The 23,476-nt window shown below is 45.7% G+C and carries 20 protein-coding genes; 13 read left to right on the top strand and 7 right to left on the bottom strand.

The genetic code is table 11. From position 1 onward, the window contains the following. Window positions 1-543: 543 nt before the first annotated feature. Window positions 544-1,866 (top strand): glycosyltransferase family 4 protein, encoded by a 1,323-nt coding sequence (locus tag K0O23_RS12540; RefSeq protein ID WP_219877766.1) that lies wholly within the window; start codon window positions 544-546, stop codon window positions 1,864-1,866. 140 nt (window positions 1,867-2,006) lie between these two features. Here K0O23_RS12540 and K0O23_RS12535 read toward each other — a convergent pair whose 3' ends face one another. The 3 genes from K0O23_RS12535 to K0O23_RS12525 form a co-directional block, all read right to left on the bottom strand. Further along, a complete protein-coding gene (locus K0O23_RS12535) occupies window positions 2,007-2,405 on the bottom strand; it encodes a hypothetical protein (RefSeq protein ID WP_219877765.1) in 399 nt (132 codons plus the stop codon). Between the two features lie 295 nt (window positions 2,406-2,700). Continuing rightward, window positions 2,701-3,477: an HNH endonuclease gene (locus tag K0O23_RS12530; RefSeq protein WP_219877764.1), complete on the bottom strand. Its 777-nt coding sequence runs from the start codon at window positions 3,475-3,477 to the stop codon at window positions 2,701-2,703. Between the two features lie 137 nt (window positions 3,478-3,614). Continuing rightward, the gene (locus K0O23_RS12525) at window positions 3,615-4,709 is read right to left on the bottom strand and encodes a glycosyltransferase family 61 protein (RefSeq protein WP_219877763.1); all 1,095 of its coding nucleotides are present in this window, start codon (window positions 4,707-4,709) and stop codon (window positions 3,615-3,617) included. A 240-nt stretch (window positions 4,710-4,949) separates the two neighbouring features. Between K0O23_RS12525 and pseB the strand changes: the two genes are divergently transcribed. From pseB to K0O23_RS12470, 11 genes are all read left to right on the top strand, one after another. After that, a complete protein-coding gene (gene pseB / locus K0O23_RS12520) occupies window positions 4,950-5,969 on the top strand; it encodes a UDP-N-acetylglucosamine 4,6-dehydratase (inverting) (RefSeq protein WP_219877762.1) in 1,020 nt (339 codons plus the stop codon). A 156-nt stretch (window positions 5,970-6,125) separates the two neighbouring features. Next, window positions 6,126-7,331, top strand: coding sequence for a UDP-4-amino-4,6-dideoxy-N-acetyl-beta-L-altrosamine transaminase (pseC, locus tag K0O23_RS12515; RefSeq protein ID WP_219877761.1), 1,206 nt, complete (start codon window positions 6,126-6,128; stop codon window positions 7,329-7,331). Then, on the top strand, window positions 7,331-8,212 hold the full coding sequence (locus K0O23_RS12510) for an aldo/keto reductase (protein ID WP_219877760.1): 882 nt from the start codon (window positions 7,331-7,333) through the stop codon (window positions 8,210-8,212). The genes pseC and K0O23_RS12510 overlap by 1 nt, the downstream gene beginning before the upstream one ends. Continuing rightward, window positions 8,209-8,997, top strand: a complete 789-nt coding sequence (locus tag K0O23_RS12505; RefSeq protein WP_246597078.1) for an SDR family NAD(P)-dependent oxidoreductase — start codon at window positions 8,209-8,211, stop codon at window positions 8,995-8,997. The genes K0O23_RS12510 and K0O23_RS12505 overlap by 4 nt, the downstream gene beginning before the upstream one ends. Then, window positions 8,991-9,812 carry a cytidylyltransferase domain-containing protein gene (locus tag K0O23_RS12500; RefSeq protein ID WP_219877759.1) on the top strand — a complete coding sequence of 274 codons (822 nt, stop codon included), beginning with the start codon at window positions 8,991-8,993 and terminating at the stop codon, window positions 9,810-9,812. The genes K0O23_RS12505 and K0O23_RS12500 overlap by 7 nt, the downstream gene beginning before the upstream one ends. After that, on the top strand, window positions 9,809-11,296 hold the full coding sequence (gene pseG / locus K0O23_RS20395; RefSeq protein ID WP_219877758.1) for a UDP-2,4-diacetamido-2,4,6-trideoxy-beta-L-altropyranose hydrolase: 1,488 nt from the start codon (window positions 9,809-9,811) through the stop codon (window positions 11,294-11,296). The genes K0O23_RS12500 and pseG overlap by 4 nt, the downstream gene beginning before the upstream one ends. A 2-nt stretch (window positions 11,297-11,298) precedes the next feature. After that, window positions 11,299-12,342, top strand: coding sequence for a pseudaminic acid synthase (gene pseI, locus K0O23_RS12490; RefSeq protein ID WP_219877757.1), 1,044 nt, complete (start codon window positions 11,299-11,301; stop codon window positions 12,340-12,342). Window positions 12,343-12,345: 3 nt separating this feature from the next. Then, on the top strand, window positions 12,346-13,629 hold the full coding sequence (locus K0O23_RS12485) for a glycosyltransferase family protein (RefSeq protein WP_219877756.1): 1,284 nt from the start codon (window positions 12,346-12,348) through the stop codon (window positions 13,627-13,629). A gap of 46 nt (window positions 13,630-13,675) precedes the next feature. Next, complete coding sequence (locus tag K0O23_RS12480) at window positions 13,676-15,664, top strand: LamG-like jellyroll fold domain-containing protein (protein ID WP_219877755.1); 1,989 nt, start codon at window positions 13,676-13,678, stop codon at window positions 15,662-15,664. 2 nt (window positions 15,665-15,666) lie between these two features. Continuing rightward, on the top strand, window positions 15,667-17,028 hold the full coding sequence (locus K0O23_RS12475; protein ID WP_219877754.1) for a DUF7033 domain-containing protein: 1,362 nt from the start codon (window positions 15,667-15,669) through the stop codon (window positions 17,026-17,028). Window positions 17,029-17,369: 341 nt separating this feature from the next. Beyond that, window positions 17,370-18,860 (top strand): lipopolysaccharide biosynthesis protein, encoded by a 1,491-nt coding sequence (locus K0O23_RS12470; protein WP_219877753.1) that lies wholly within the window; start codon window positions 17,370-17,372, stop codon window positions 18,858-18,860. Here the strand turns inward: K0O23_RS12470 and K0O23_RS12465 are convergent. Then, window positions 18,855-19,904 carry a Gfo/Idh/MocA family protein gene (locus K0O23_RS12465; RefSeq protein WP_219877752.1) on the bottom strand — a complete coding sequence of 350 codons (1,050 nt, stop codon included), beginning with the start codon at window positions 19,902-19,904 and terminating at the stop codon, window positions 18,855-18,857. The two genes, K0O23_RS12470 and K0O23_RS12465, sit on opposite strands and share 6 nt — an antisense overlap. Next, on the bottom strand, window positions 19,897-21,033 hold the full coding sequence (locus tag K0O23_RS12460) for a DegT/DnrJ/EryC1/StrS family aminotransferase (protein ID WP_219877751.1): 1,137 nt from the start codon (window positions 21,031-21,033) through the stop codon (window positions 19,897-19,899). Before K0O23_RS12460 ends, K0O23_RS12465 begins: the two co-directional genes overlap by 8 nt. A 197-nt stretch (window positions 21,034-21,230) precedes the next feature. Between K0O23_RS12460 and K0O23_RS12455 the strand changes: the two genes are divergently transcribed. Then, complete coding sequence (locus K0O23_RS12455) at window positions 21,231-21,857, top strand: hypothetical protein (RefSeq protein WP_219877750.1); 627 nt, start codon at window positions 21,231-21,233, stop codon at window positions 21,855-21,857. On the opposite strand, the gene K0O23_RS12450 is transcribed toward K0O23_RS12455, so the two are convergent. Beyond that, a complete protein-coding gene (locus K0O23_RS12450) occupies window positions 21,854-22,774 on the bottom strand; it encodes a glycosyltransferase family 2 protein (RefSeq protein ID WP_219877749.1) in 921 nt (306 codons plus the stop codon). The two genes, K0O23_RS12455 and K0O23_RS12450, sit on opposite strands and share 4 nt — an antisense overlap. Next, window positions 22,764-23,474 (bottom strand): cell division ATP-binding protein FtsE, encoded by a 711-nt coding sequence (locus K0O23_RS12445; protein ID WP_219877748.1) that lies wholly within the window; start codon window positions 23,472-23,474, stop codon window positions 22,764-22,766. Before K0O23_RS12445 ends, K0O23_RS12450 begins: the two co-directional genes overlap by 11 nt. Window positions 23,475-23,476: the final 2 nt, after the last annotated feature.

Raw genomic sequence — 23,476 nt, 5'->3', positions numbered from 1 at the left:
TTTACGAATAGGATTCGTGGTTTTTGCTATTGGAGTAACGGAAGCGGCAAAAGTATAATTCCCAAGGGGATACTTATACTTTCTACTATTCTTTCCAGCTAGATCCCTTCCTCAGTCTATCTTGCCTATACTTTCACCTCTGGCTTTGGTGTGCTCAAGGCGGGTTTGTCAGAATCAGGATTTTCAGAATTGTATAAAAATTGTAGAATTATACGCAATACCGGGTCAAACCACCCCTGCCCCTCCTTATCCAAGGAGGGGAGCTTTTACCTGCTGCTTCAACTTTCATCACAATAGCAGCCATTCTCCAATTTTGTCATCCTGTTAAGGATCTTGGTAAAAGGGAGGTTATGCGTATACAACAAAGCTGATAAAATTAATTGAGTAGTAGCAGAGCTCCACGCCTTGGATAAGGAGGGGCAGGGGTGGTTTGACCAGATGCTACCGAACAATCCACAATCAAACACCACCATTTTAAACAGCACACGCTGCATCCCGTAAGAATATTTCTATATTTGAAACAAATGAAAAGCTGATACTGCTTTGGAAAAAACAGAACTGACCAACCTATTATATATATCCTATTACTGGCCACCATCCGGAGGACCAGGCGTGCAACGTGGCCTTAAATTTTGTAAGTACCTGCCCCAGTTTGATGTGCAGCCAACCGTACTTACCGTAGACGAAAAGCAGGCCTCCTATCCCCTGTTGGATAAAACGTTCGAGAATGAAATTCCCGAAGGACTGAAAGTATACCGCACTGCCACGTCAGAGCCATTTGAGTATTACAAAAAGCTATCAGGCAAAAAGGAAATACCATACAGCGGCTTTGCCAACCAGAAAACCAAAGACACCTTTATGGACAAGGTGTTTAAGTTTGTGCGCGGCAACCTGTTTATACCCGACGCACGGGTAGGTTGGAACAAGCATGCGCTGGCAAAAGCTGACGAACTATTGCCATCTGGTAAGTATAACGTTATACTTACCACCAGCCCGCCGCACTCTACGCAGTTAATAGGCCTGAAACTAAAGCAAAAGTATAAACTGCCCTGGATTGCCGACCTGCGCGACCCCTGGACGAACATACACTACTACGACCAGCTGTACCATACGCCCATAGCCAAACGCCTCGACCAGAAGTATGAACAGCAGGTGCTGGAGCAGGCTGACGCCATACTTGTGACCAGCGAAGATACCAAGCGGCTCTTTATGAACAAGCCGGCAAATCTAAACCCGGACAAGATACATGTAATTCCGAATGGCTACGATGAAGACGACTTCTTTTTCCAGTCAAAACCGCCTAAGGATACCTTCCTGATCACCTTTACCGGCACCATTACAGAGAACTACAACATTGATGTTTTCCTGAAAGTGATCGCGCACCTGTTATCGATACATAGCGAGATTAACTATAAGCTGCGTTTTGTTGGCAAAGTATCAGAAGGTGTGAAGAAGCGGATTGAGAAGGCAGGTGTTTTGGGCATAACGGAATTTATACCTTACGTACCCCACCAGGAGGCCATTAAGCACATGATGGAAAGTACGGTGCTGCTCCTGTCTGTCGCTGATGTAGATGCCGACCATACTAATGTACCAGGCAAACTGTTCGAGTACCTGGCATCCAACAAACCGATTGTAGCATTAGGCCCGGTTCACTCGGCCATGGACCACATAATTGATGAGTGTGGCGCTGGCAGGCTATTTCATTACGCGGCCTACGACCTGATGCTGGACCACATGACTCAAATGAGCAAAGCCTGGAAGATAAACCCGAACCTCGACCTGCCATTCATCAACCACAGCTGCTTTTCCAGAAAGGCACTAACGGAGGAGTTGGCACAGTTGATAAGGGGGTTAGCGAGGTAAAAAGAATTTATCTACAACGTGCTCTGCTATAAGGTGGCGAAGCTACTGTAAAGTTGGGGTTGGAGAAAGTTCCTATTTATATAGTCGCTCTTCTAAGTACCTGCTTTACGCTAGAATCTTTGTAGGTATTGATAAGTTTTCTACAACATGAATGTGTAGTCTTCTACTATGACAGGCTTATCTAAATCATTTAGTCCATATCGATAGGATTTTATGTTGTAGATTAACTTAACAGAATCTTCTTCCACAGTATAATCAAAACTACCGACGAAACCTTTTATTAGTCTTGGATTCTTAACAGCCACACTATCCAAAAGCTTCTTCTGCAACTGTAACTCTTCATTGTAAACTAGAACATCCATATTCGTTATAAGAAGTACTTTGTCTCTGTACTTCTTAACATGAAAAACTTTTCCCTTCAATTTACTATGAGAATGTTCCCCATTGAAGTCAATTTGTGCTAAATTTGACCTATGTATTATTTGACCGTTGTCAATGGATATAGCTAAAAGATCCTTAGCGTAGTTGTTGATGTACAAGATTCGATTTAAAGAGTCGATATCGTAGCTTACCATCGAGTTTAATTCGAACTGCAACTCTGGCGGAAACGTTATCTCATTAGCTATTATCCTTAGAGCCTTGCCATTTTTAAGGATTATTATCTCCTTCTTATAATCTTCTATATTTACTTATATCACAGGAAACCCCTGCTTGCACCCGAAGAAAATTAAGCAGAGTAGAATGAGAAGTTTAAAATGTAGTGGCTTCAACATGCTTTTAAATTACTGTCAACGGACTGGGCTTTGCGGTGGCGTAGCTACCGTAAAGGTGGGGTTAACCAAAGGCTTTATTTTCGAAACCATAACCTCCGCATTTAAAACAAGCGCCACCATTAATATGACTATAACACTTAAAATATTTTTGACCACCACATCTGGAGCAAGGTATCAATTCTGAGAAAAGGTTGCCTGAAGAGTCATAGAAAGGTATTTTTTGATTTTCATGAACAATTCTGTGGCAAACATTACAAAGAGTTTCATATTCAGAATCATCCTGTGCCCATATTTCAATGTTTTTTCGATAACATTTATGATGAACTTGTAGCGAGTTAGTTTTCAAATATTCTTGCTCCCTTTCTCTTTCAAGAAACCAAAAACCTTCTTTGTCAATTACATAATTTCCATCACTAATCGTGTTTGTCAGTTTTTCGATTGTAGTGGTGTTGCAAAGTGTATTTGTAAATAGATTGCGAATATTGGTATCTAATGTAGTGCCGTTATAGTTGTAATTTAGTTTATACTTTAGCCCTATATTGAAAGCAATGACGTGCTCTTTACTCTTGTCAAAGCTACTTTTGTCTAAGCTTGTCTTACAAATTAGAGTTGTGGTCTTAAGAGATAAGATAATCAGATTGACATTCAAATTGTCTGATTTAATAAATTCATAGTTTGGATTCAATTCAAAATAGTTGCTCTCAAACAATGGACCTCTCTGTTTTGGTGAAAATGTATTATCAATCCCACACCTTTTACATTGGTGATTGTCTCTCTGGAGAATTTGCTGGCGCTTTACCTTCCATTCTTGAGTAGCTAATAATTCTTGATAATTCATTTAATGTCAATATTGTAAAATAAGTTTTGGCTAACTATCTGCTAACAGGAGTACAAACTCCCACTATCTGTAATATATCTGTTATTTCACTTTACACTATTATTAGCCAAAGCCAATCCAGATAATAAATATAAGATTTAACTGTCTTTTTCCAACCACGCCTCAACCTCCCGCACATCTACAGTATAATTCTCCAGCCTATCTCCTACTGTTCCAATAACAGCGTCATACTCAAAGCCAAGACCTTTGCAGAGCAGGAAGTAATGCGTTTTGATCAGGTTAGCCGGATGCAACTCCAGCACCTTACAGCGCTCCGAAAAAAGCAAATTGGTAAGGCCAGCACCATGAGGGGCAACTACAAGCTCAGCGTCAAAAAACAGCTGCACTTGCTGTTGATAGCTCAACTCTTCGGGACGAACCACCTCAAAGCCATACTTGCCAAGTACAGGCAACAGTTCCTGCTCGTTTAATACGCGGCGTGTTTTGGCTTTAGCCCTGCTAATATAGATTCGCTTTTTGGGTACTCCGATTTGTACGTTATAGCCTCGCCAGATCTTCTCTCGTAACCATTGGCCAACAGGTTGTGGCAGGTAACCACTCTGCGGGTTAGATATAAAAGACGGGAGTATAAATTCCTGCACTTGCCATTTGTCATGCTTGCCTATAAACACCACCTCCGCCTGAGGGTAACCAGAAAGTATAAACTGTAGCGTTTGCAGTTGGTAAGCTGGCAGGTCTGGCCGCATGATAATCTTAATGGACTCCTGCACTGTATTCAGCAGAAAGTATAACCGAGGCAGGCAATCAAAAAACCAGTGGTAATTGTTGTTCTCTGCCCAAGGCAGGTGCAGCACCGACGTATAAAGCCCATGTTTATACTTTGGCAGCAGCAAAGCTGGCGTTTTAAAAGCCGGTGATTTAGCCAGACGGCTCACATCAAACACCGACTCCACCACCAGCTTATCCTCTAGCACCACGGCACCGGAATTACCTAAAAACTCCACGTCGCGCAGGTGCACCAGGTACTGTGCTTTAGTACGGTAGCCCAGGCTGTAATCTATGCTATAATTAAAGCTCTCCGCCGACTGCTCCAAAAAAACTGTTTCCTCTTCATCAAACTGCAAAACTATACTTGGGGCCATTACCTGCTTGCCCGTGTGGTGCAGCACCGAAGTATAACGGAAGTAATAACCAGCCCCATGCAGCAGCTTAAACAGCAGTTTCTTTAGCATCTTTAGTCGGAAGTATAGCCGGAAAGATAGGAAATAAAGTTAAAAAGTTAGAGATCATTATCAATTCTGAATGAGTGGCTGAGTGATTGCGTGAATTATTCTGAGATTTAAATCCAGTTTATCCTTTATAATCCTGAAAATCCTGATTCAGACAATCCAACAATTAAACAATATAATATTTAACTTGCAGCAAAATGGGTGACGAAAGCACACCTGTGGTATAAAGCATAAATTGAGAGAATGGCATTAGACCTTAACAACAAGGCTATTTTAGTAACAGGCGGTACAGGCTCGTTCGGAAAGAAGTTCGTAGAGATGGTATACGCGCGATTCCCGAACGTGAAGCGACTGGTGATCTACTCGCGCGACGAGTTGAAGCAGTTTGAAATGTCGCAGACCTTCCCGCACAGCAAGTATAACTCTATCCGGTATTTTATTGGCGATGTGCGCGATGGAGAGCGTTTTAAGCGTGCCTGCGAAGGTATCGACATTATTATACACGCTGCCGCATTAAAGCAGGTGCCTGCTGCCGAGTATAACCCCATGGAGTGCATCAAAACAAATGTGCTAGGTGCTGAAAACGTGATTAACGCTGCTCTTGACTGTGGCGTGAAGGACGTGGTGGCGCTGTCTACAGACAAGGCCGCTGCCCCGATAAACCTGTACGGTGCTACCAAACTTTGCTCTGATAAGCTGTTTGTGGCAGCAAACAACATGCGCGGCAAACGCGACATTCGTTTTTCGGTGGTCCGCTACGGAAACGTGATTGGCTCGAGGGGTTCTGTGGTGCCGTTCTTCTTGAAAAAACGTTCCGATGGCATTTTACCTATCACGCACCCCGACATGACCCGCTTTAACATCTCTTTGGAAGAAGGCGTGGAGATGGTGTTTCATGCGCTGGACAAACACTGGGGTGGTGAGATCTTCGTACCAAAGATACCGTCTTACCGCATTACCGATGTAGCCGAGGCTATCGGCCCGAACTGTGAGCAGGAAATCGTGGGTATTCGTCCTGGAGAGAAGCTGCACGAAGAAATGATCACCGAAACCGATTCTCTGAATACCGTAGAACTGGATAAGTATTACGTTATACTTCCATCTACACCGATCTGGAGCACCGACGAGTTTTTAAAAGCACACAACGGCAAAATGACCGAGCTGGGCTTTAAGTATAACTCCGGCACCAACACCGAGTGGCTAACCGTAAACGAACTGAGAGAGCAGATTCGCCAGCACGTTGACCCAAATTTTAATGTGTGAATTTTGAATGAGTGAATGAGTGGATAATGTTTACTTGTCTGAATCAGGATTTTCAGGATTGTAAAGGATAAACTGGATTAAAACTCCAGAATAATTCACTCAATCACCCACTCATTCAGAATTGATAAATTTTAACTCTTAACTAATATTACGCCTGTGTCAGAAGCTAAGCATTTAGATCAGTCGCACCGCCCTATCCCCTATGGCCGCCAGCACATCACCGACGATGACATAGCAGCGGTAGTGGAAACTTTGCAGTCGGATTTTCTGACGCAGGGGCCGAAGGTACTGGAGTTTGAGCAGGCCTTTGCCAGTTATGTTGGCGCAAAGTATGCAGTGGCCTGTTCTAACGGCACAGCGGCACTGCACCTATGCACCATGGCACTAGGTGTAAACAAGGAGTCAAGAGTCATCACCACTCCCATTACTTTTGTGGCCTCTGCCAACTGTGTGCGCTACTGCGGAGGCACCGTAGCGTTTGCCGATATCGATCCGGCCACTGCCCTGCTCGATATAAACAAGGTGCGTCAGTTGCTGGAGAATAAACCACAAGGCTATTACGCCGGCATCATTCCCGTGGACTTTGCCGGCAACCCGGTAAATCTGGAGGAGTACCGCCAGCTGGCCAACGAGTATGGCCTTTGGATTATTGAGGATGCCTGCCACGCACCCGGCGGATACTATATTGACAGCAAAGGCGAGAAACAACTTTGCGGCAACGGGAAGTATGCCGACCTGGCTATTTTCTCGTTCCATCCGGTAAAGCACATTGCCACCGGTGAGGGCGGTATGGTAACTACCAACGACGAGAAACTGTACCAGGAACTACTGAAACTCCGTACCCACGGCATTACCCGCGACCCGAACCTGATGGACGAGAACCATGGTGGCTGGTACATGGAGATGCAGGAACTGGGCTACAACTACCGCATTCCTGACATGCTCTGTGCACTGGGCATTTCGCAGCTGCAGCGCGCCGAGGCCGGCCTTGCCCGCCGTAGAGGTATCGCCAAAGTATATGACAAGGCATTCGAAAGTCATGCAGGCATAGAGATTTTAGGAACCACCCCTGAGGCATATGATTCAGAAGGAGAAACCGGCCATGCTTACCATTTGTATGTAATAAAAGTAGAGGACCGCAAAGGACTGTACGACTACCTGCGCCAGCACAACATCTTTGCGCAGGTGCATTACATTCCGGCGCACACCATGCCTTACTACCGCAATCTGGGCTACAAAAAGGGCGACTATCCAAAGGCTGAGAGCTATTACGCCGGCTGTCTAAGCCTGCCCATGTACCCTAGCCTGACGCAGGAAGAGCAGGAGTTCGTGATTGAGAAGGTTAAAGAGTTCGTAGGCTAGTGAGCAAACTAGAAAACGTACATAAGCTCATTTTAGGTACCGCGCAATTCGGTCTGGACTATGGCATCAGCAACACGCGTGGTCAAATTACGCAGACTGAAGTAGAGGCCATACTTTTAAGGGCAGCTGAGGCTGGCATTACTACCCTGGATTCAGCTGCAGCCTACGGCGAAAGTGAGACAACTATAGGCAAGGCCTTGCAGGGAAAAAGTGGTTTCAGCATCATCACCAAATATCCGCCTAACACACCCGGTAAAAGTATAAAGCAGGCTTTTGAGGAGTCGCTGCAGCGGCTGGTGCAGGAAAAAGTATATGGTTACCTTTTGCACAGCTTCAGCACTTACGAGACAAATCCTGCTGTTTTAGACGAACTTTTACAATTAAAAGCAGAGGGCAAAGTAGCGAAAATAGGTGTATCGCTTTATCATCCCTCAGAGGCTGAAACTCTTTTAAAAGCTGCTGCTCCTATAGATATCTTGCAGTTTCCGTACAGCGTGTTCGATCGCCGCTTTGAAAGTATACTTCCGGAGTTACGTGCAAAAGGTATAGAAACGCATGTGCGCTCTATTTATCTGCAGGGTTTATACTTTATGAAACCGGAAGCTATTCCTGCACATCTGCAAAAAGCAGCACCAAAAGTTAAAGCCTTACAGCAATTGGCAACAAAGGATAAATTGCCATTGGGCAGTATGCTGATGGGCTTTGTGCTGCAGAATGAATACATTACAAATGTTGTGGTAGGTGTGGAGAATTTGCAGACCCTGAAAGAGAATATAACCTTTGCATCTACCCAACTTCCTAAAGAACTCATACTTGCTCTCCAGGATTTTGAGGAGCAGGACGAAAACATTATTTTACCCTACAACTGGGCAAAAGCATGAGCACAAACGTGAATACCTTGTTTAACCTTACGGGTAAAATAGCTTTGGTTACCGGAGGTTACGGCCATTTGGGAACTGCCATTTCGGAAGGTTTGGCAGAGGCCGGGGCAAAAGTATACGTGCTGGGCCGGAGCAAAGAGAAATTTACAGAAGCTTTTCAGAACCAGGCTGATGAGGCTATTCAGTTTCAGGAGTGTGACATAGCGGATACTCAAAGTATAAAAAACGCCTTTGCAGCCGTTGAGCAAAAAGAAGGTAAACTGGATGTGCTGGTAAACAATGCCTTTTACTCCAAAGGCCAAAACCCGGAAGCATTAACTGACGAGGAATGGGCTTTTGGTATCGACGGAAACCTGAACAGCGTGTACCGGTGCATCCGGGAGGCAGTACCATACTTTAAATCTAGTGGCGGCAGCATCATCAATGTATCGTCTATGTACGGCATGGTGTCTCCTGACTTCAGCATTTACGACGAAAGTCCGGCGTTCCTGAACCCGCCGCATTATGGGGCTGCTAAAGCTGGCGTACTGCAACTTACCAAGTACTTTGCCTGCTACCTGGGTAAAAACAATATCAGAGTTAACGCAGTTACGCCAGGTCCTTTCCCGAGCCAGACGGTGCAGCAGAACGAGGTTTTTATAGAGCAGTTAAAGAGAAAAAATCCGCTTGGCAGAATAGGTAAACCCGAGGATCTGAAAGGAGCCTTTGTATACCTGGCCTCGGATGCGTCTGCCTTTATGACGGGTCAGAATATGGTGATAGACGGAGGCTGGACGGCATGGTAAAGGTTGGCGCCATTATACAAGCCCGGTTAGGCTCGGAGCGTTTGCCGAACAAGGCGCTGCTGCCTCTTCCGTTTAGTGGCGGCCCTACCCTGCTGCAGCATGTGATATCTCGTGCAAAAGCTGCCCAAAGTTTAGCCACCATTATCATAGCCACTACAGAAAAAACAGCCGACGATGCCATCCATACTTTCTGCCAGGATAACCAGACAGATTGCTTCAGAGGCTCAGAGAATGATGTGCTGGAAAGATTTTACACTACTGCTCAAAAATATAAACTAAACGTAGTGGTAAGACTGACAGGCGATAACCCGTTCATCATGCCAGCCACTATTGATGAAGCCGTTGCTAAACATTTGGCGGCAGGTGTGGATTATACTATAACCGAAGGCCTTCCGCTTGGCACTAACATAGAAGTATTGTCTTTTTCAGCACTAGAACGAGCAGCAAGAGAGGCAACTGCAGAAGCAGACCACGAACACGTAACGCCATACATTCGCAGAGAGCAGGGTTTTAAACGGCAAAGTATAAACTATACTTCGGCACTAAGCTCACTGCGCCTTACTGTTGATTATCCTTCTGATTACGCTTTGGCAAACCTGCTTTACGACAGGCTCTATCATCAGAATAAGCTTTTTAGTTTTGCTGACATCGAAAAGCTGTTGCAGGAACATGGCTGGCTTGTAAGCGTTAATACACAAAACCAGCAACGGCAGGCCTTTGCAACCGAGGAGGAAGAGTTTGCAGTTGCTGCCAAAGCACTACAAGAAGGCGGCTACGCCCGTGTGCTGCAAAAACTACAGGAGGTGTTAAAGTGAATCCCAGAACCCGCATCATTTTCCGTGCCGACGGAAACAGCCAGATCGGCTTAGGCCATGTGGTCCGGTCACTTGCCCTGGCCCAAATGCTGAGCCACGATTTCGAATGCATATTTGCCATACAGGCCCCTAGTCACGAGCTGCAGGAACAGATAAAGAAAACCTGTGAGGGCGTGATTATACTTCCGGCCTGTAACCACGACGAGGAAAGGTTTATCCATGAACTTGACGCCTATATTGCTGAAGATGTGCTGGTGGTGCTGGACGGTTACAATTTTAACACAACTTATCAGCAAAGTATAAAACGCAAAGGCTGCCAGCTTTTCTGCATCGACGATATCCATAGTTATACTTTTGTAGCCGATGCCATACTTAACCAGGCCGGTGGTGTAGATGCGACAAAGTATAAAACCGCACCTTATACCAAATTTCTGCTGGGTCCGAAGTTTGCCTTGCTCAGAACACCATTTTTAGAGGCTGCCAGATCAGAGAGGATTTTACCAGCCGGTGATGTGCGCCTGTTCCTTAACCTGGGCGGAGCCGACCCACATAACTATACTTTACAGATTGCCAAAGACCTGGAGAGCATTCAAAGTATAGATCAGGTAGAGATAATTGTTGGCAGTGCCTACCAGCACCTACAGGAACTAAAAACGTGGCTGCACCACAACCCAAAGTATAACTTGCACCAGAACCTCACCGCGGAAGATATGCGTGCGTTAATGCAGGGCTGTGCCATAGCCATTACCTCTGCCAGCGGTGTAGCTTATGAGTATGCCTCCGTGAGCGGCTTGCTGTTCGTGCTTCAGACAGCGGATAACCAGGAAGGGCTATATACTTTCCTGATCCAGAACGGCATTGCACAAAAGTATGAGCAGGTGCAGCAAAGTATAAATACTGACCTGGCTACTGCATTTGAGCAGGTGGTAGCAACGCAGCGCCAGTATTTTGACGGAAAGTCAGATGAAAGGCTAAGGCAGGTGTTCCATAACATGGCATTGGCAACAGGCATATCGATGCGAGAAGCCACAACCGACGACCTGATGCTGCTCTTCGATTGGGCTAATGACCCGGAGGTGCGTAAAAACTCCTTCAACCCTAATCCTATACTTTTAGAGAGCCATACGCGATGGCTGCACACAAAACTGGAAGATAAGCAGTCTATGCTCTATATTGCGGAGGTTTCCGGAGTACCGGCCGCCCATATCCGGTTTGAGCTATTAAATGGCAAAGCTATCATCAGTTACCTGATCGGCTCTGATTTCAGGGGCAAAGGCCTGGGGCACATGATCCTGAAGAAAGGCGTTGCTAAACTCCTGCAGCACCAGCCAAAACTTAATCTCATTGAGGGACTGGTACAGAAAGAGAATATTGCCTCGATAAGGGCTTTTGAGAAAGCTGGCTTCAGCTACGGAACTCCGGATTCGAAATACCCGCAAGCACATCGCTTTGAGCTGCGCCCGGAAAGTATAAACCAGATTTGAACATGATTCAGGATATAAATATTGCGGGACGATTGGTTGGCCCGGGTCACAAGCCTTTTATTATTGCGGAGATGTCGGGCAACCACAACCACTCTTTGGAGCGTGCCCTGGCTATTGTAGATGCCGCCGCCGACGCCGGCGCCGACGCCATTAAGCTGCAAACTTACACCGCCGACACCATGACCTTGCCCGGTGCCTTCACCATAGAGGACGAAAACTCGCTATGGAAAGGCCGAGAGTTGTATGATCTCTACAAAGAGGCCTACACGCCATGGGAGTGGCACCAGCCGATTTTCGAGAGAGCCAAAGAGCATGGCCTGATTGCCTTCTCCTCTCCTTTCGATGAGTCTGCTGTGGATTTTCTGGAGGAACTGGGCGCACCGGTTTACAAGATCGCTTCCTTTGAGAATACAGACCACCCGCTGCTGCGCAAGGTAGCCGCTACGGGCAAGCCTGTAATTATGAGCACGGGAGCTGCCACGCTCACCGAGCTGGACGAGGCCGTGCGCGTGCTACGAGAGGCTGGCTGCGAGCAGTTTATACTTTTAAAATGCACCAGCACCTATCCTTCTACCCCAGAAAACACCAACCTGGCTACCATACCGCACATGCGCGAGCTGTTTGGTGTGCAGGTAGGCCTCTCAGACCATACCATGGGCGTTGGTGCTGCTGTGGCTGCTGTGGCTTTGGGCGCAACCGTTATCGAGAAACACTTTACACTACTTAGAGCAGATGGCGGTGTAGATTCAGCTTTTTCTTTGGAACCGCAAGAGCTGCATGCTTTGGTGGTGGAGTCTGAGCGGGCGTGGCAGGCCTTGGGGCATGTGCAGTACGGCGTACAGCGGGCAGAAGAGAAAAGCCGCCTGTTCAAACGCTCTGTGTATGCGGCCAAAGATATTGCCGCCGGCGAGGCATTCACCAAAGAGAACATCCGCGTGATCCGTCCGGGTCTGGGGCTGGCGCCGAAACACTACGAAGAATTGCTTGGCAAAGCTGCCTCTAAAGATATTAAGGCAGGCACACCGCTAAGCTGGGACAAAATATAGCCCATGAAAAAATGGTACGCCATTTATAGTAATATTCTCCACCTGCCCTTTTCAGAAGGTTTCTATGATCTACCTGAAAGTGCTAAAGCTGCCATTTCTCCTACCTCACCAGTAAAACGCCTGCTTAAGATAGCAGGCTATACTGTGGTGCGCTTAATAGGAAACCTGTTCAAAAAGGTAGAACAGCCGGAACAGCTACGGGGAAAAGTATGGCTTTATGTGGTTAGCCAGAATAATTACGATAGTCTCCAGTTTTTGCAGGCGGGATTACCTAATGTAGTTTTTGTAGCCGGCCAAAGCAAAGAGATCGGGAGGTATAACCATGCCGTAGCCCGTATTTCGCTGCGCCGCAAATTTTTATATTATTACAAGTTCTTACCGCTCTACTTTACATTTCTGAAGTATAAAAAAAATAGTACACAGCGTTTTGTAGATGTACTTTACGATGCTGTTGGCTTTTACGAAGTATACTTAACTAAACTACAGAAGTATAAACCAACTGCCATTGTATTTGCCAACGACCACAACGCCGATGCCCGGGCCATGTTGTTGGCTGCAAAAGCCGCAGGCATTAGAACAGCTTATATCCAACATGCCAGCGTAAGCCCAATCTTTCCTCCGCTGGAATACGATTTAAACCTGCTGGAGGGACAGGATGCACTGGATAAGTATAAACTATGCGGACCCGTTACCGGACGTGTAGAGTTGGTTGGAATGCCAAAGGCCGATGCATTTGCACAGTTCCGCAATCAAAACAAAAGTATAAATCGCATTGGCATTGGCTGTAACCTGATGGATGCAACGGAAGAGATCACAGCGCTTGCAAGCCAGCTAGCTAAAGACTTTCCCGAAGCAGACATTATACTTCGCCCCCACCCACGCGATAATCGTGATTTCGAAAACGTACTAAGCTCCTATCCAAATATCAAGTTCTCAAACAGTAGATTAGTCCCGACATTTGAGTATTTAAAAGAAATTGATATACTATTAAGCGGAAACTCAGGCATACATCTGGAGGCAGTTTTACTTAATGTCTGGGCCATTTATTATAACATGAACCAGTCTGAAAGACTGTATGATTACTATGGCTTTATTCAAAAAGGGTTAGTCGATGAGGCTGGTTCTTATACAGCACTACACGAAATGCTGCAGCAACACATCCAAAACAAGCCTGAAGTATACCAGCGTGCGAAATATTTTAATGCTACCGTCGGCAGCCCATACGATGGCAAAAGCAGCGAGCTTGCTCTGCAACTTGTAAGAACGTTTATTGCCGCAAATTTATAATTTGCTATATATTTAAGTATAACTCACCCATTTGCCAGAAACACCTTTGAAAACAACTCTACTCCAGTTCATTACAGTTCTGCTTATTATTTTTTGGCCATGCTTACTTAAAGCACAGGGCCCGCTTAATGCGCTAAAGCTTGATGGAATTGACGATTACGTTGATCTGGGAACAAGCAACCGCGGTATAACCAATTCTGTAACCGTAGAAGCCTGGGTTAAAACATCATCCTTTAAATACCATTGGATACTGGGCAAGTATAGCAATAGTGGCGACAGAGGATACCACCTGATCATTAAGGATGGCAAGGCTGCTTTTGCAGGGCGCGATGGCTCTGGCAATTACAGGAACTCCGGCTATTCCAACACCCTGGTTAACGATAATAACTGGCATCACCTGGCAGGCGTTTGTAACAACGGCATCTGGCAGATTTATGTGGATGGTATACTTGAAGTACAGTTTAACTCAGGTTTTAGCCAGACAAATTTAGCCACTACTGTTCCAATGGCGATCGGCAAAGATGTGATTGCGAACAACGAGAACTATAATGGTATAGTGGATGAAATTAAAGTTTGGAATAAGGCACTAACTGCAGATGAGATCAGGCAGAACATGTGCCAGAAAGTGAGCACGGCAAGTAATGGGCTAGTGGCATATTATAAGTTCGATCAAACAGCAGGCAGTACGGTGCAGGATGAAAGTAATTCAAAAATCAATGGCACCTTCCGGAATATGAACCCCTCCACCGCCTGGGTTGTATCGGGTGCTCCTGTTGGGGATAAAAGTGTTTACAGGTATGCGAGTAAATGGGATAATTCGTTAGAGTTAATTACAAGTATTGCCAACTTTTCTGTTTCCAGGGCCGATGCAGCTGTCAAGGGTTTTCATTTATACCAGGTTGCCTCAACTCCTACCTCAACCAATGGCTTGCCCAACCCGCAGGAAGTAAAAGAGTATTATGGACTCTTTAAGATAGGTGAACCGGACAAAAAATATAAAATATGGTTTAAGCAGTATGATCTAACGTGTGGAGGTAAGCTTTACCGCCGTAACGATAACACTGTTACCTCATGGGCAGCCGTTGCAGATACTGTAAACTCTCCTGGAATGACGTACCATAGCTCAGCAAACTATGGAGAATTTTCTGCAACTGGTATCATGAGTGGCGCTGTTACTATTAATGGTCCTGCTGCAATTTGCAAAGGCGCTAATGCTACACTAAGCGTAACCACAGATAAAGGTACAGTAAAATGGAGTACAGGCGCCACGACTAAAAGTATACAAATAATACAGGCAGGCACGTATACCGTAACAGTTACCGAAAACAGCTGTCAGCTTACGGGCTCTATAACGGTGCAGGAAACTACACCAGTTGCAATAGACTTAGGTCCGGATAAAACTCTTTGCTTTGGCGAATCTGTAATGCTTGCAGCCCCCTCTGGCTTTGCTGCATATAAGTGGAACACAGGTGCTACAACCTCTTCCATCACAGCTACTGTTTCGGGCACCTACTGGGTAGAAGGAACAAGCGCTAACGGCTGCGTATCCCGCGACGAGGTAAAAGTAACTATCCCAAAAGAACCTGCTCTTCCATGGGCACAGGAATATTTTGTTTGCTACGGCAAGCCCGTTATACTTAATGCCACGGTTGCCGGGGCAACCTACTTTTGGAGCAACGGGGCTACCACTCCTGCTATAGAAGTAAAGCAGCCGGGCAATTTTAAAGTAGATATAATGCTGAATGGCTGCACAATTACACGCGAAACAGTTGTGTCTGATGAAGAATGCCCGATCATCCCTAACATTATTACCCCTAACGGAGACGGCAAAAATGATGTATTTTTAATAGAAGGTGTAGCTACCGAAACCCTGCAAATTAAAATTATTAACCGCTGGGGAAAATCTATCTACCAAAGTGAGCGTTATGACAACAGCTGGTCCGCAAGTAGCGTGCCTGCTGGTTTATACTTTTATCACCTTAAAAGCAGCCGCTCTCAGAATACGTTTAAGGGCTGGCTCGAAGTCATAAAATAGCTTTGTACCAACTAGATTACACTCTCAAGCATTTTCACCTTCTTTTTCCGAAGGCCAAGGATATATCTGTTCACTACGACTTATCAGAGGATATCATACATAAAAGCCGGGTAAGCATCCGAAAATACGATGGCGGCTTTTTTGAGCAGAAAAGGCCACGGCCACAGCAACTTGTATGGCGCGAATGGAAAGGCGAGAAAATACCTTTCTTCTTTGATGCTGACAACGAACAGGAACTGGTTACTTACCACCCCAACGGCTCGGCAAGTATAAATTACGACATTATTGCCTCTGCTTTTTACCTGCTCAGCGGCTGGCAGGAGCACTATGGCCCAGAGCGCGACAAGTTCAGGAGGTATACTTACAAAGCCAGTGTACAGGCAAAGTATAATTTTATCACAAAGCCAGTTGTTAATTATTATTTCGACATACTCAAAGAGGTGCTGGAGCGTGTGCACCAGGTAGATATCAGCCACAGCATTTGGGGAGATCATACTTTTGCCACCTGCCTTACCAGCGACATAGACCGCCTTAACAGTGCCTGGAGAGCTGCCGGAAAACAAGCTTTTAAAGCTACTGAGTTCAAAAATGTAGCCGCCTTGTTTGTTAGGAAAGCAGTTGGTAAAGATGCCTGGGATAACCTTTCGGAGGTAACAGCAGTGGCAGAAAAGTATGGAGCAAAAGCCACCTTGTTCTTTTTACCCAGCAACCAGTTCTACAACGGCTACCCAAATGCAGACTACGATATAACAAAACCCCGGTATCAGAAACTGATAAAAACCCTTGCAGAAACGGAGCATGAGGTAGCTCTACACGGCAGCTTTGGCACATCCAACGACCTGGTGCAGCTAAAAGCCGACCAGCGAAAATTACCTGTACAAGTAAACGGCAACCGCTTTCACTACTTATGTTACCAGCCAGAGAACACCGAACAGGTGCTGCAGCAAAGCAAACTAAAGTACGACTCCTCGTTAGGGTTTTCTGAGCATTTCGGCTTCCGGAATTCTTTTTGCCACCCTTTCTACCCGTTCGACTTTAATAAACGAAAAGCAGCCAGCTTTCTGGAATTGCCGCTTATTCTCATGGATACCACCCTCTATAGTATAAACTACTTGGGTTTAAAGTCAGACAAGGCAATGGCGGCTGTAGCCCCTGTTATAGAGGAGGTTATTAAATTCAGAGGATTGTTTACGATACTCTGGCATAATGAAAACTTCTCGTCTTACTCAGAATACCCTGTCGCAAAAGGTGCCCCATCCTGGCGGCAAGTGCTGGAGCAAATTCTGGAAAAGCTCAAAACAGATGGTACGGCCTTTCTTACCTGTACAGAGGCGGCGGAGAAAGTTAGAAAGGTAGAGAGTTAAAAGCATGGCGCGGGCAAGAACGCCTTATCCTGTTCAGTAACTTTTCTGAAACATGAGTTCATAGTTGATGTATACCGCCAGTTTGAGCGCAGCGGAAACCGGTGGTTAGATATGAGGCCAGTTTGTAACTGGCGTTATGTGCTGTCACCCCGAAAGCTTTCGGAATGAGTGTGCTCCACGTTAATGATTCACGTGCCAGTAAAAGAGGGTGAAATACCCTACTATTAAGTATATGTTTGATGTGAATAGACCTACTGTGCCCCATCAAATTATACTTTACCATCAACTTTTATCTCATAACTCTAAACTTTTAACTTACTTGCGGCTTCCAACTTTAGCAAATGAGTAGAACGTTACAGCGCGAGGGCATCTGGAATACAGTTGTCTCCTATGCCGGTATCCTGATTGGTTTTGTGAATGCCATTTACCTCTTCCCTAATTACCTGGACGAAGAGCAGGTGGGCCTTACACGTTTGCTTATTTCCATTTCGATGATGTTTGCGCAGTTCTCTGCCCTCGGGTTTGTGAACATGAGCGTGCGCTACTTCCCATACTTCCGGAGCAAAGAACAAAAACACCACGGCTTTCTTTTTCTGCTGCTGTCGGTGCCCATGCTGGGCTTTGCATTTATATCAGCTCTTTTCCTGCTACTAAAGCCTGTGGTAATGGATTATTACGATGGCGAAGGTTCCAGGCTGCTGATAGACTATTATTACTACATCATCCCGCTTGCGCTGTTTACACTGTTCTTTAACCTGTTCACGGCATACCTGCGTTCTTTATTCAAGACCATCGTATCGTCTTTTGTGCAGGATTTTCTGCTCAGGATCCTCACTACATTACTTATCTCGGTATATGCGTTCGGCTGGATAGATTTTCACCAGTTCGTGCAGTTGTACATCGGCATTAACTCGGCTATTGCGCTGGTGCTGGTAGTGTATACTCTGTGGCTTAAGCAGTTATTTATACTCCCCAATTGGTCAGGTCTTAAAATGATACCGCTGCGCGAGATGCTGTACTACGGCTTCTTTACTTTTTTGGGTAACATATCTGTAACGATAATCACCACCGTAGACCAGGTAATGATCGGCTCTTACAGCCTAAGCGATAACGGTATCTACACCACAGCTTTTTTTATGACCAGCGCCATCATGATTCCTGCCCGTTCCATTTTCAAGATCGCTTTCCCACAGGTGGCTGAGTACTGGAAAGAGCAGGATATGGTAAAAATGGAGAAGCTTTACAAACAGATCACAGTGATTAACATGATCGTGGGGCTGCTGTTGTTTATAGGCATCTGGGCTAACATTGATAACCTCTTCTCTTTTATGCCCGACACCTACAGGGCCGGTAAGTATGTAGTGCTGTTCCTGTCAATGGCGCGTATCGTGGATCTGGCAACTGGCATAAACGGAATTATACTTGCAACCTCTGAGAAGTATAGATGGGACTTGCTGTTCAATGTTGTACTAGCCGGCCTCACTATCTGGACCAACTATATCTTTATCCCGCTTTACGGAATAGAAGGAGCCGCCATGGCTTCTATGATTTCGTATGTTGTGATAAACCTGGCGCGGCTGTTTTTTGTGCAGTGGGTTTATAAGATACAGCCTTTTGCGCTAAGCTCTGTCACGATAACGGTAATAGCAGGCGTGGCATTAGGCGCATCTTACCTGCTGCCCTACCTCGGAAATGTATTTCTGGATTTGCTGGTACGCTCGGCCATAATCACGGCTATTTACGGCGGACTGATGATCAGCTTAAATGTATACCCCGAAATGAACGATTGGCTTAAGAAGATAGTGTACAGTGTAACTGGCTGGAAATTATAAACCATCCACCACCTCAGGCGCAGACTTTAACTGGTACATCCGCTCAATTATCTCCACTATTTTTAAACCTTCCTGTGCGTTGGTTGTAGCATTGCTCTGCTGTCGTAATGTGCTGATCACGTTTTCGAAAACAAACTGGTGATTAGCTGCGCTTCCGGTGTAATGTCCATAGTTATTGGCTGGCTGGCAAGGCTGTAATTCCGGCAAAGTATAGTTGCGGATGTCGCAAAACTCCACGCTGTTCATGTACTGCCCGCCCACTTTTATACTTCCGTTTTCTGCAATGATCGTGATGCTGCTCTCCAGGTTCTGAGAATGTACCGACGTAGTATAATTAAACGTACCAAAACCGCCTCTTTCAAACGCGAACTGCAGGTAACCGCTATCTTCAAACTGGGTTAAAGCAGCATGGTTAAAATTCTTGAACTGCCCGTTTATACTTTGCACATCGCCAAAGAGCCAGTAAAGCATGTCTACAAAATGGCTGAACTGGGTAAATAGCGTACCACCGTCTTTGGCTGCAACACCACGCCAACCGCCTGGTGTATAATAACGTTCGTCGCGGTTCCAGAAACAGTTTACCTGCACATGGTATATTTGCCCTAACACGCCGCTTTGCACCACCTCCTTCAGCCACACTGCCGGCGGACTGTAACGGTTCTGCATCACACAGAAAATATGCTTATTAGCAGTTTGTGCGGCAGCAATCATCTCCTGGCAATGCGCTTTTTCCAGAGCCATCGGCTTTTCGCATACTATGTGCAGGCCATGTTGCAGGCCGGCTAATGTATGGGGGTGGTGCAGGTAATTAGGCGTGCAAACGCACAGCACATCAGCCTGTACTCCTGAAAGTATAAACGCATCTATACTAGCAAAGTGCGGTACTCTGGCAAATTCTTCTTCCGAAACAAAGCCATCCCGGTTATCTATCAGCGCGACCAGGGTAGCATCCGGGTTTTGGGTAATGAGCTTTGCATGGCGGAGCCCGATGTGCCCTACCCCGATAACAGCGAACCGTATTTCAGAAGTAGGTAAATCAGCCATTGTTATTCATAAAATCCAGAATGTTCTGGCAAATGTAAGTCAACTGATCTTCTTTTAATTCTGAGTGCATTGGCAACGACAATACACTTTGGCTTAATACTTCTGAAACCGGAAAATCGCCGGATTTGTAACCCAGATAAGTATAAGCCTCTTGCAGGTGAAGCGGCTCGGGATAATACACCATACTTGGAATATGATTGTCCCGCAGGTGTGACTTTAAGCTGTCGCGTACTGCTGGTGCTACAGTGATGGTGTACTGATGATACACATGTGAACTCTGTTTAAAACGGTGTGGCGCCTGAATAGCTGGAGTATCGGCAAAAGCATTGTCGTAGAAACGGGCAATTTCCTGACGTGCCTCATTGTACTCATCCACATACTTTATCTTTACATCAAGCATGGCTGCCTGCAACGTATCCAGGCGGGAATTAACACCAACGGTAGAAAACTTATACTTTTCCGATTGCCCATGGTTGGCGATCTTCCGGATGATCTCAGCCAGCTTATTGTCGTTGGTAAACACAGCGCCTCCATCTCCCATGCCGCCCAGCGGTTTTGACGGGAAAAAAGAAGTGGTACCGATATGGCCAATAGTTCCGAGTCTTACCTCATGTTCATCTGGCCGCACATAAACTGCACCCAAGGACTGGGCATTATCCTCTATAACAAACAGGTTATGCTCGTGGGCAATCTCCATAATCTCCTGCATAGGAGCGCCCTGCCCAAATAAATGTACTGGAATAATAGCAGCAGTAGCCGGCGTTATAATCTTTTTAACCGATGCAGGATCAATGGTAAATGTATCTGCAAGCACATCAGCAAAAACAGGTTTAAGGCCTAATAGCGCCACCACTTCAGCCCCTGACACATAATTGAAAGAAGGCACGATAACCTCGGCACCGGCAGGCAGTTGCAGCGCCATAAGCGCAATTTGCAGCGCATCGGTACCATTGGCGCAAGGTATGGCGTGTTGTACTTGCAGGTAATCCTCCAGGCTACGGGCAAAGTTGGAAACCTGCGGCCCGTTAATAAACTCCATACTTTCCATCACGGCACTAAAAGCGGCATCCAGCTCAGGTTTAAGCTTGGCATACTGGGCTTTCAGGTCCACCATTTTTATATCTTCCATGTAGGCAATTATCTCTAGTGCTCTCCAACAAAGATAATTAAAGTTTTATTGCAGCCTTACAGACAAGCGGGTAAAGTATAAACCGTATACAAAGCACTACTCAAAACCATAGCTTTTGCTATGCGTTATAAATTACTGTTCATCAAAAATATATCGAAATGCTTACATCTCTAAAGATTGTGCTTGTTTGCTTAAGCATGCTCCTACTTATATCCTGTGATAACCGACAAACAAATGAAGAGGCTGATCAGGCGTTCACGAATTACAAAGAGTTTGTTACCACGGCAGAAATGGATGCTGATACTGAATATTCTGAAACAGAGCTAAGGGCTATGCGAAAGTCTGTTCAGGATAGCACCTTATGGCAAACTGAGTCTGCAGAACTAATGCAGCAGTACGAGGACCGGGAAAAGAAAGTAAGAGATAACTTCAGCTCCTACGACGAAGCCCGGCAAGCGGAAATTGAAGATCTGGACACTCGCTACAACGCAGCAGTTGCTAAACGAGAAAATAAATACAAAGAGGCTAGCCGCAGGTATAAATTGCGTGAAGAGATACTAGGGTTGCCTATAAGTGCGGATGACATGAGTGCCATTACAGCTGAAGAGCTGGCTCCTACTTACCACAGGTTTGTTGAAAATCTGGAGCGTAGGGCAACTAACTTGAATAAAGCAGATTGGGATTTGGTTGAAGGATGGTGGGTTACGTTGAACAACCGTAAAAGAACGCTGGAAGCCCAACTCTCCACTGAATCAAAAGGAACTATTCAACAGGCAACAGACAAATACCTGGACATCAGAAAAAAATCATCTATACCCGCTTAAGCCGAAACAGGTGTTAGCTCCGGAGCCTGCTGTACCTTTTTTCCGAACAAGTATAGCCTGTAAAGATCGAACAACAGCAGGTTAGGATGAGAGGATTTTAAGTTGTGGCGCACGGCTCTCTCAAGACCGGAAAAGAACAATGTATAGGTGTTTACCAGGCGCAGGCTATTTAATTTTTCGAATACTTTCACAAGCTTAATTTCTTCCAGTTCCTCTCCGTCGTGGTAAAGCTGTACCAGGTTATCTACTGCCTGGTAAGTTTTAGCGAGCATAATTGGTGTCTGCTCTAAACCTAAATGTATAACCGGATTCTGAATATGCTTGATATGGATGTTGTTCTGCCTCATTTCCTGGGCAAAAACCGTATCCTCGTGGCCGTAGCGCTTTAGCTTTTCGCGCAGTGGAAAATGGAGAAAAATATCCCGCCTTACCAGCGCATTACAGAGGTATATGTCACCGTAAGGATTTTTTTGACGTTCTCTCGCATTTTTAGAGCCACGTACTTTCCCATACTTCCAGTGCAGCCTATAGGGGCGATCCGGCGCTTTAGAAACATAGGCTATCCCTCCAATAACTACCTCGCTTTTTGGTGCAGCTACTAAATAATTGTACAGGAAGTTAGGTGATACTGGCAGGCAATCATTATCCAGCATAAGCAGGTAATCGTAGCGGGCATCTTGCGCAAGTCTGTTACGGATGGCGGCACGGCCAATATTCTCGGGCAGCTCAAAATAAATTACGCGTTTTTGCTTAGCCAGCAGGCGATTCAGGTTCTTGATATCCTCATCAGACCCATCGTCATACAACAGGATTTCGTAACGTACGGCCAGCCGTTTGCATTGTGCAATCAGCGTATGCACCATGGCTGTTACATCCTGGTTAAAGACAGGGATTAGAATAGATACCTCAGATACCATTTGTTAAAGTGAACTGCTCAACTTTTGAATCCAGAACTTTCCCGTTTGCGCATTTAAGCACGCGCTTAGGATACCGGTTTATGATCTCATAGTTATGGGTTGCCATAAGTATGGCGGTGCCGCTGTTATTGATCTCCCCGAACAACTGCATAATGCCATCTGCCACCATAGGGTCGAGGTTACCGGTTGGCTCATCGGCAAAAAGTATAACCGGCTCGTTTAGCAGGGCCCGAGCAATCACAATACGCTGCTGCTCGCCACCTGAGAGTTGGTGTGGCATTTTATTAGCAGCAGCATCCAATCCTACACGCATCAGCACTTCAGACATCCGCTGTTTTATTTTGGATTTGTCTTTCCAGCCTGTAGCCCGCAAAACAAAGCTCAGATTCTCAGCTACAGATCTGTCGAACAAAAGCTGAAAATCCTGAAATATGATCCCTATTTTACGGCGAAGGTATGGAACCTGCTTTTTAGGAAGCTTCGAGATATTAAAATCTGCAACTGTTGCCGAGCCTGACAGAAGTGGAAGGTCGGCATAGAGTGTTTTAAGCAATGAGCTTTTACCACTTCCGGTGCGTCCAACTAAGTATACAAACTCCCCTTTGTCAATATCGAAGTTGACATTGCTAAGAATAGTATTAACATCCTGGTAAATAGCGACTTCGCGGAGCGAAACCACCGGGGAAGTAGAAAAATTCATAT

Origin of the sequence: Pontibacter aydingkolensis (assembly GCF_019443125.1) — a bacterium.
Classification (GTDB): domain Bacteria; phylum Bacteroidota; class Bacteroidia; order Cytophagales; family Hymenobacteraceae; genus Pontibacter; species Pontibacter aydingkolensis.
Note: the sequence above shows the minus strand (reverse complement) of the source record. Positions and strands in the feature narration are given on the sequence as shown.

Bases quoted from the DNA above. Each gene is read 5' to 3' on its own strand.
- K0O23_RS12530 (WP_219877764.1), bottom strand. From the start codon at position 3,477: ATGAATTATCAAGAATTATTAGCTACTCAAGAATGGAAGGTAAAGCGC.
- K0O23_RS12465 (WP_219877752.1), bottom strand. From the start codon at position 19,904: ATGGCTGATTTACCTACTTCTGAAATACGGTTCGCTGTTATCGGGGTA.
- K0O23_RS12460 (WP_219877751.1), bottom strand. From the start codon at position 21,033: ATGGAAGATATAAAAATGGTGGACCTGAAAGCCCAGTATGCCAAGCTT.
- pseB (WP_219877762.1), top strand. From the start codon at position 4,950: ATGGCATTAGACCTTAACAACAAGGCTATTTTAGTAACAGGCGGTACA.
- pseI (WP_219877757.1), top strand. From the start codon at position 11,299: ATGATTCAGGATATAAATATTGCGGGACGATTGGTTGGCCCGGGTCAC.
- K0O23_RS12470 (WP_219877753.1), top strand. From the start codon at position 17,370: ATGAGTAGAACGTTACAGCGCGAGGGCATCTGGAATACAGTTGTCTCC.
- K0O23_RS12455 (WP_219877750.1), top strand. From the start codon at position 21,231: ATGCTCCTACTTATATCCTGTGATAACCGACAAACAAATGAAGAGGCT.
- K0O23_RS12485 (WP_219877756.1), top strand. From the start codon at position 12,346: ATGAAAAAATGGTACGCCATTTATAGTAATATTCTCCACCTGCCCTTT.
- K0O23_RS12500 (WP_219877759.1), top strand. From the start codon at position 8,991: ATGGTAAAGGTTGGCGCCATTATACAAGCCCGGTTAGGCTCGGAGCGT.
- K0O23_RS12525 (WP_219877763.1), bottom strand. From the start codon at position 4,709: ATGCTAAAGAAACTGCTGTTTAAGCTGCTGCATGGGGCTGGTTATTAC.
- K0O23_RS12445 (WP_219877748.1), bottom strand. From the start codon at position 23,474: ATGAATTTTTCTACTTCCCCGGTGGTTTCGCTCCGCGAAGTCGCTATT.
- K0O23_RS12450 (WP_219877749.1), bottom strand. From the start codon at position 22,774: ATGGTATCTGAGGTATCTATTCTAATCCCTGTCTTTAACCAGGATGTA.
- K0O23_RS12505 (WP_246597078.1), top strand. From the start codon at position 8,209: ATGAGCACAAACGTGAATACCTTGTTTAACCTTACGGGTAAAATAGCT.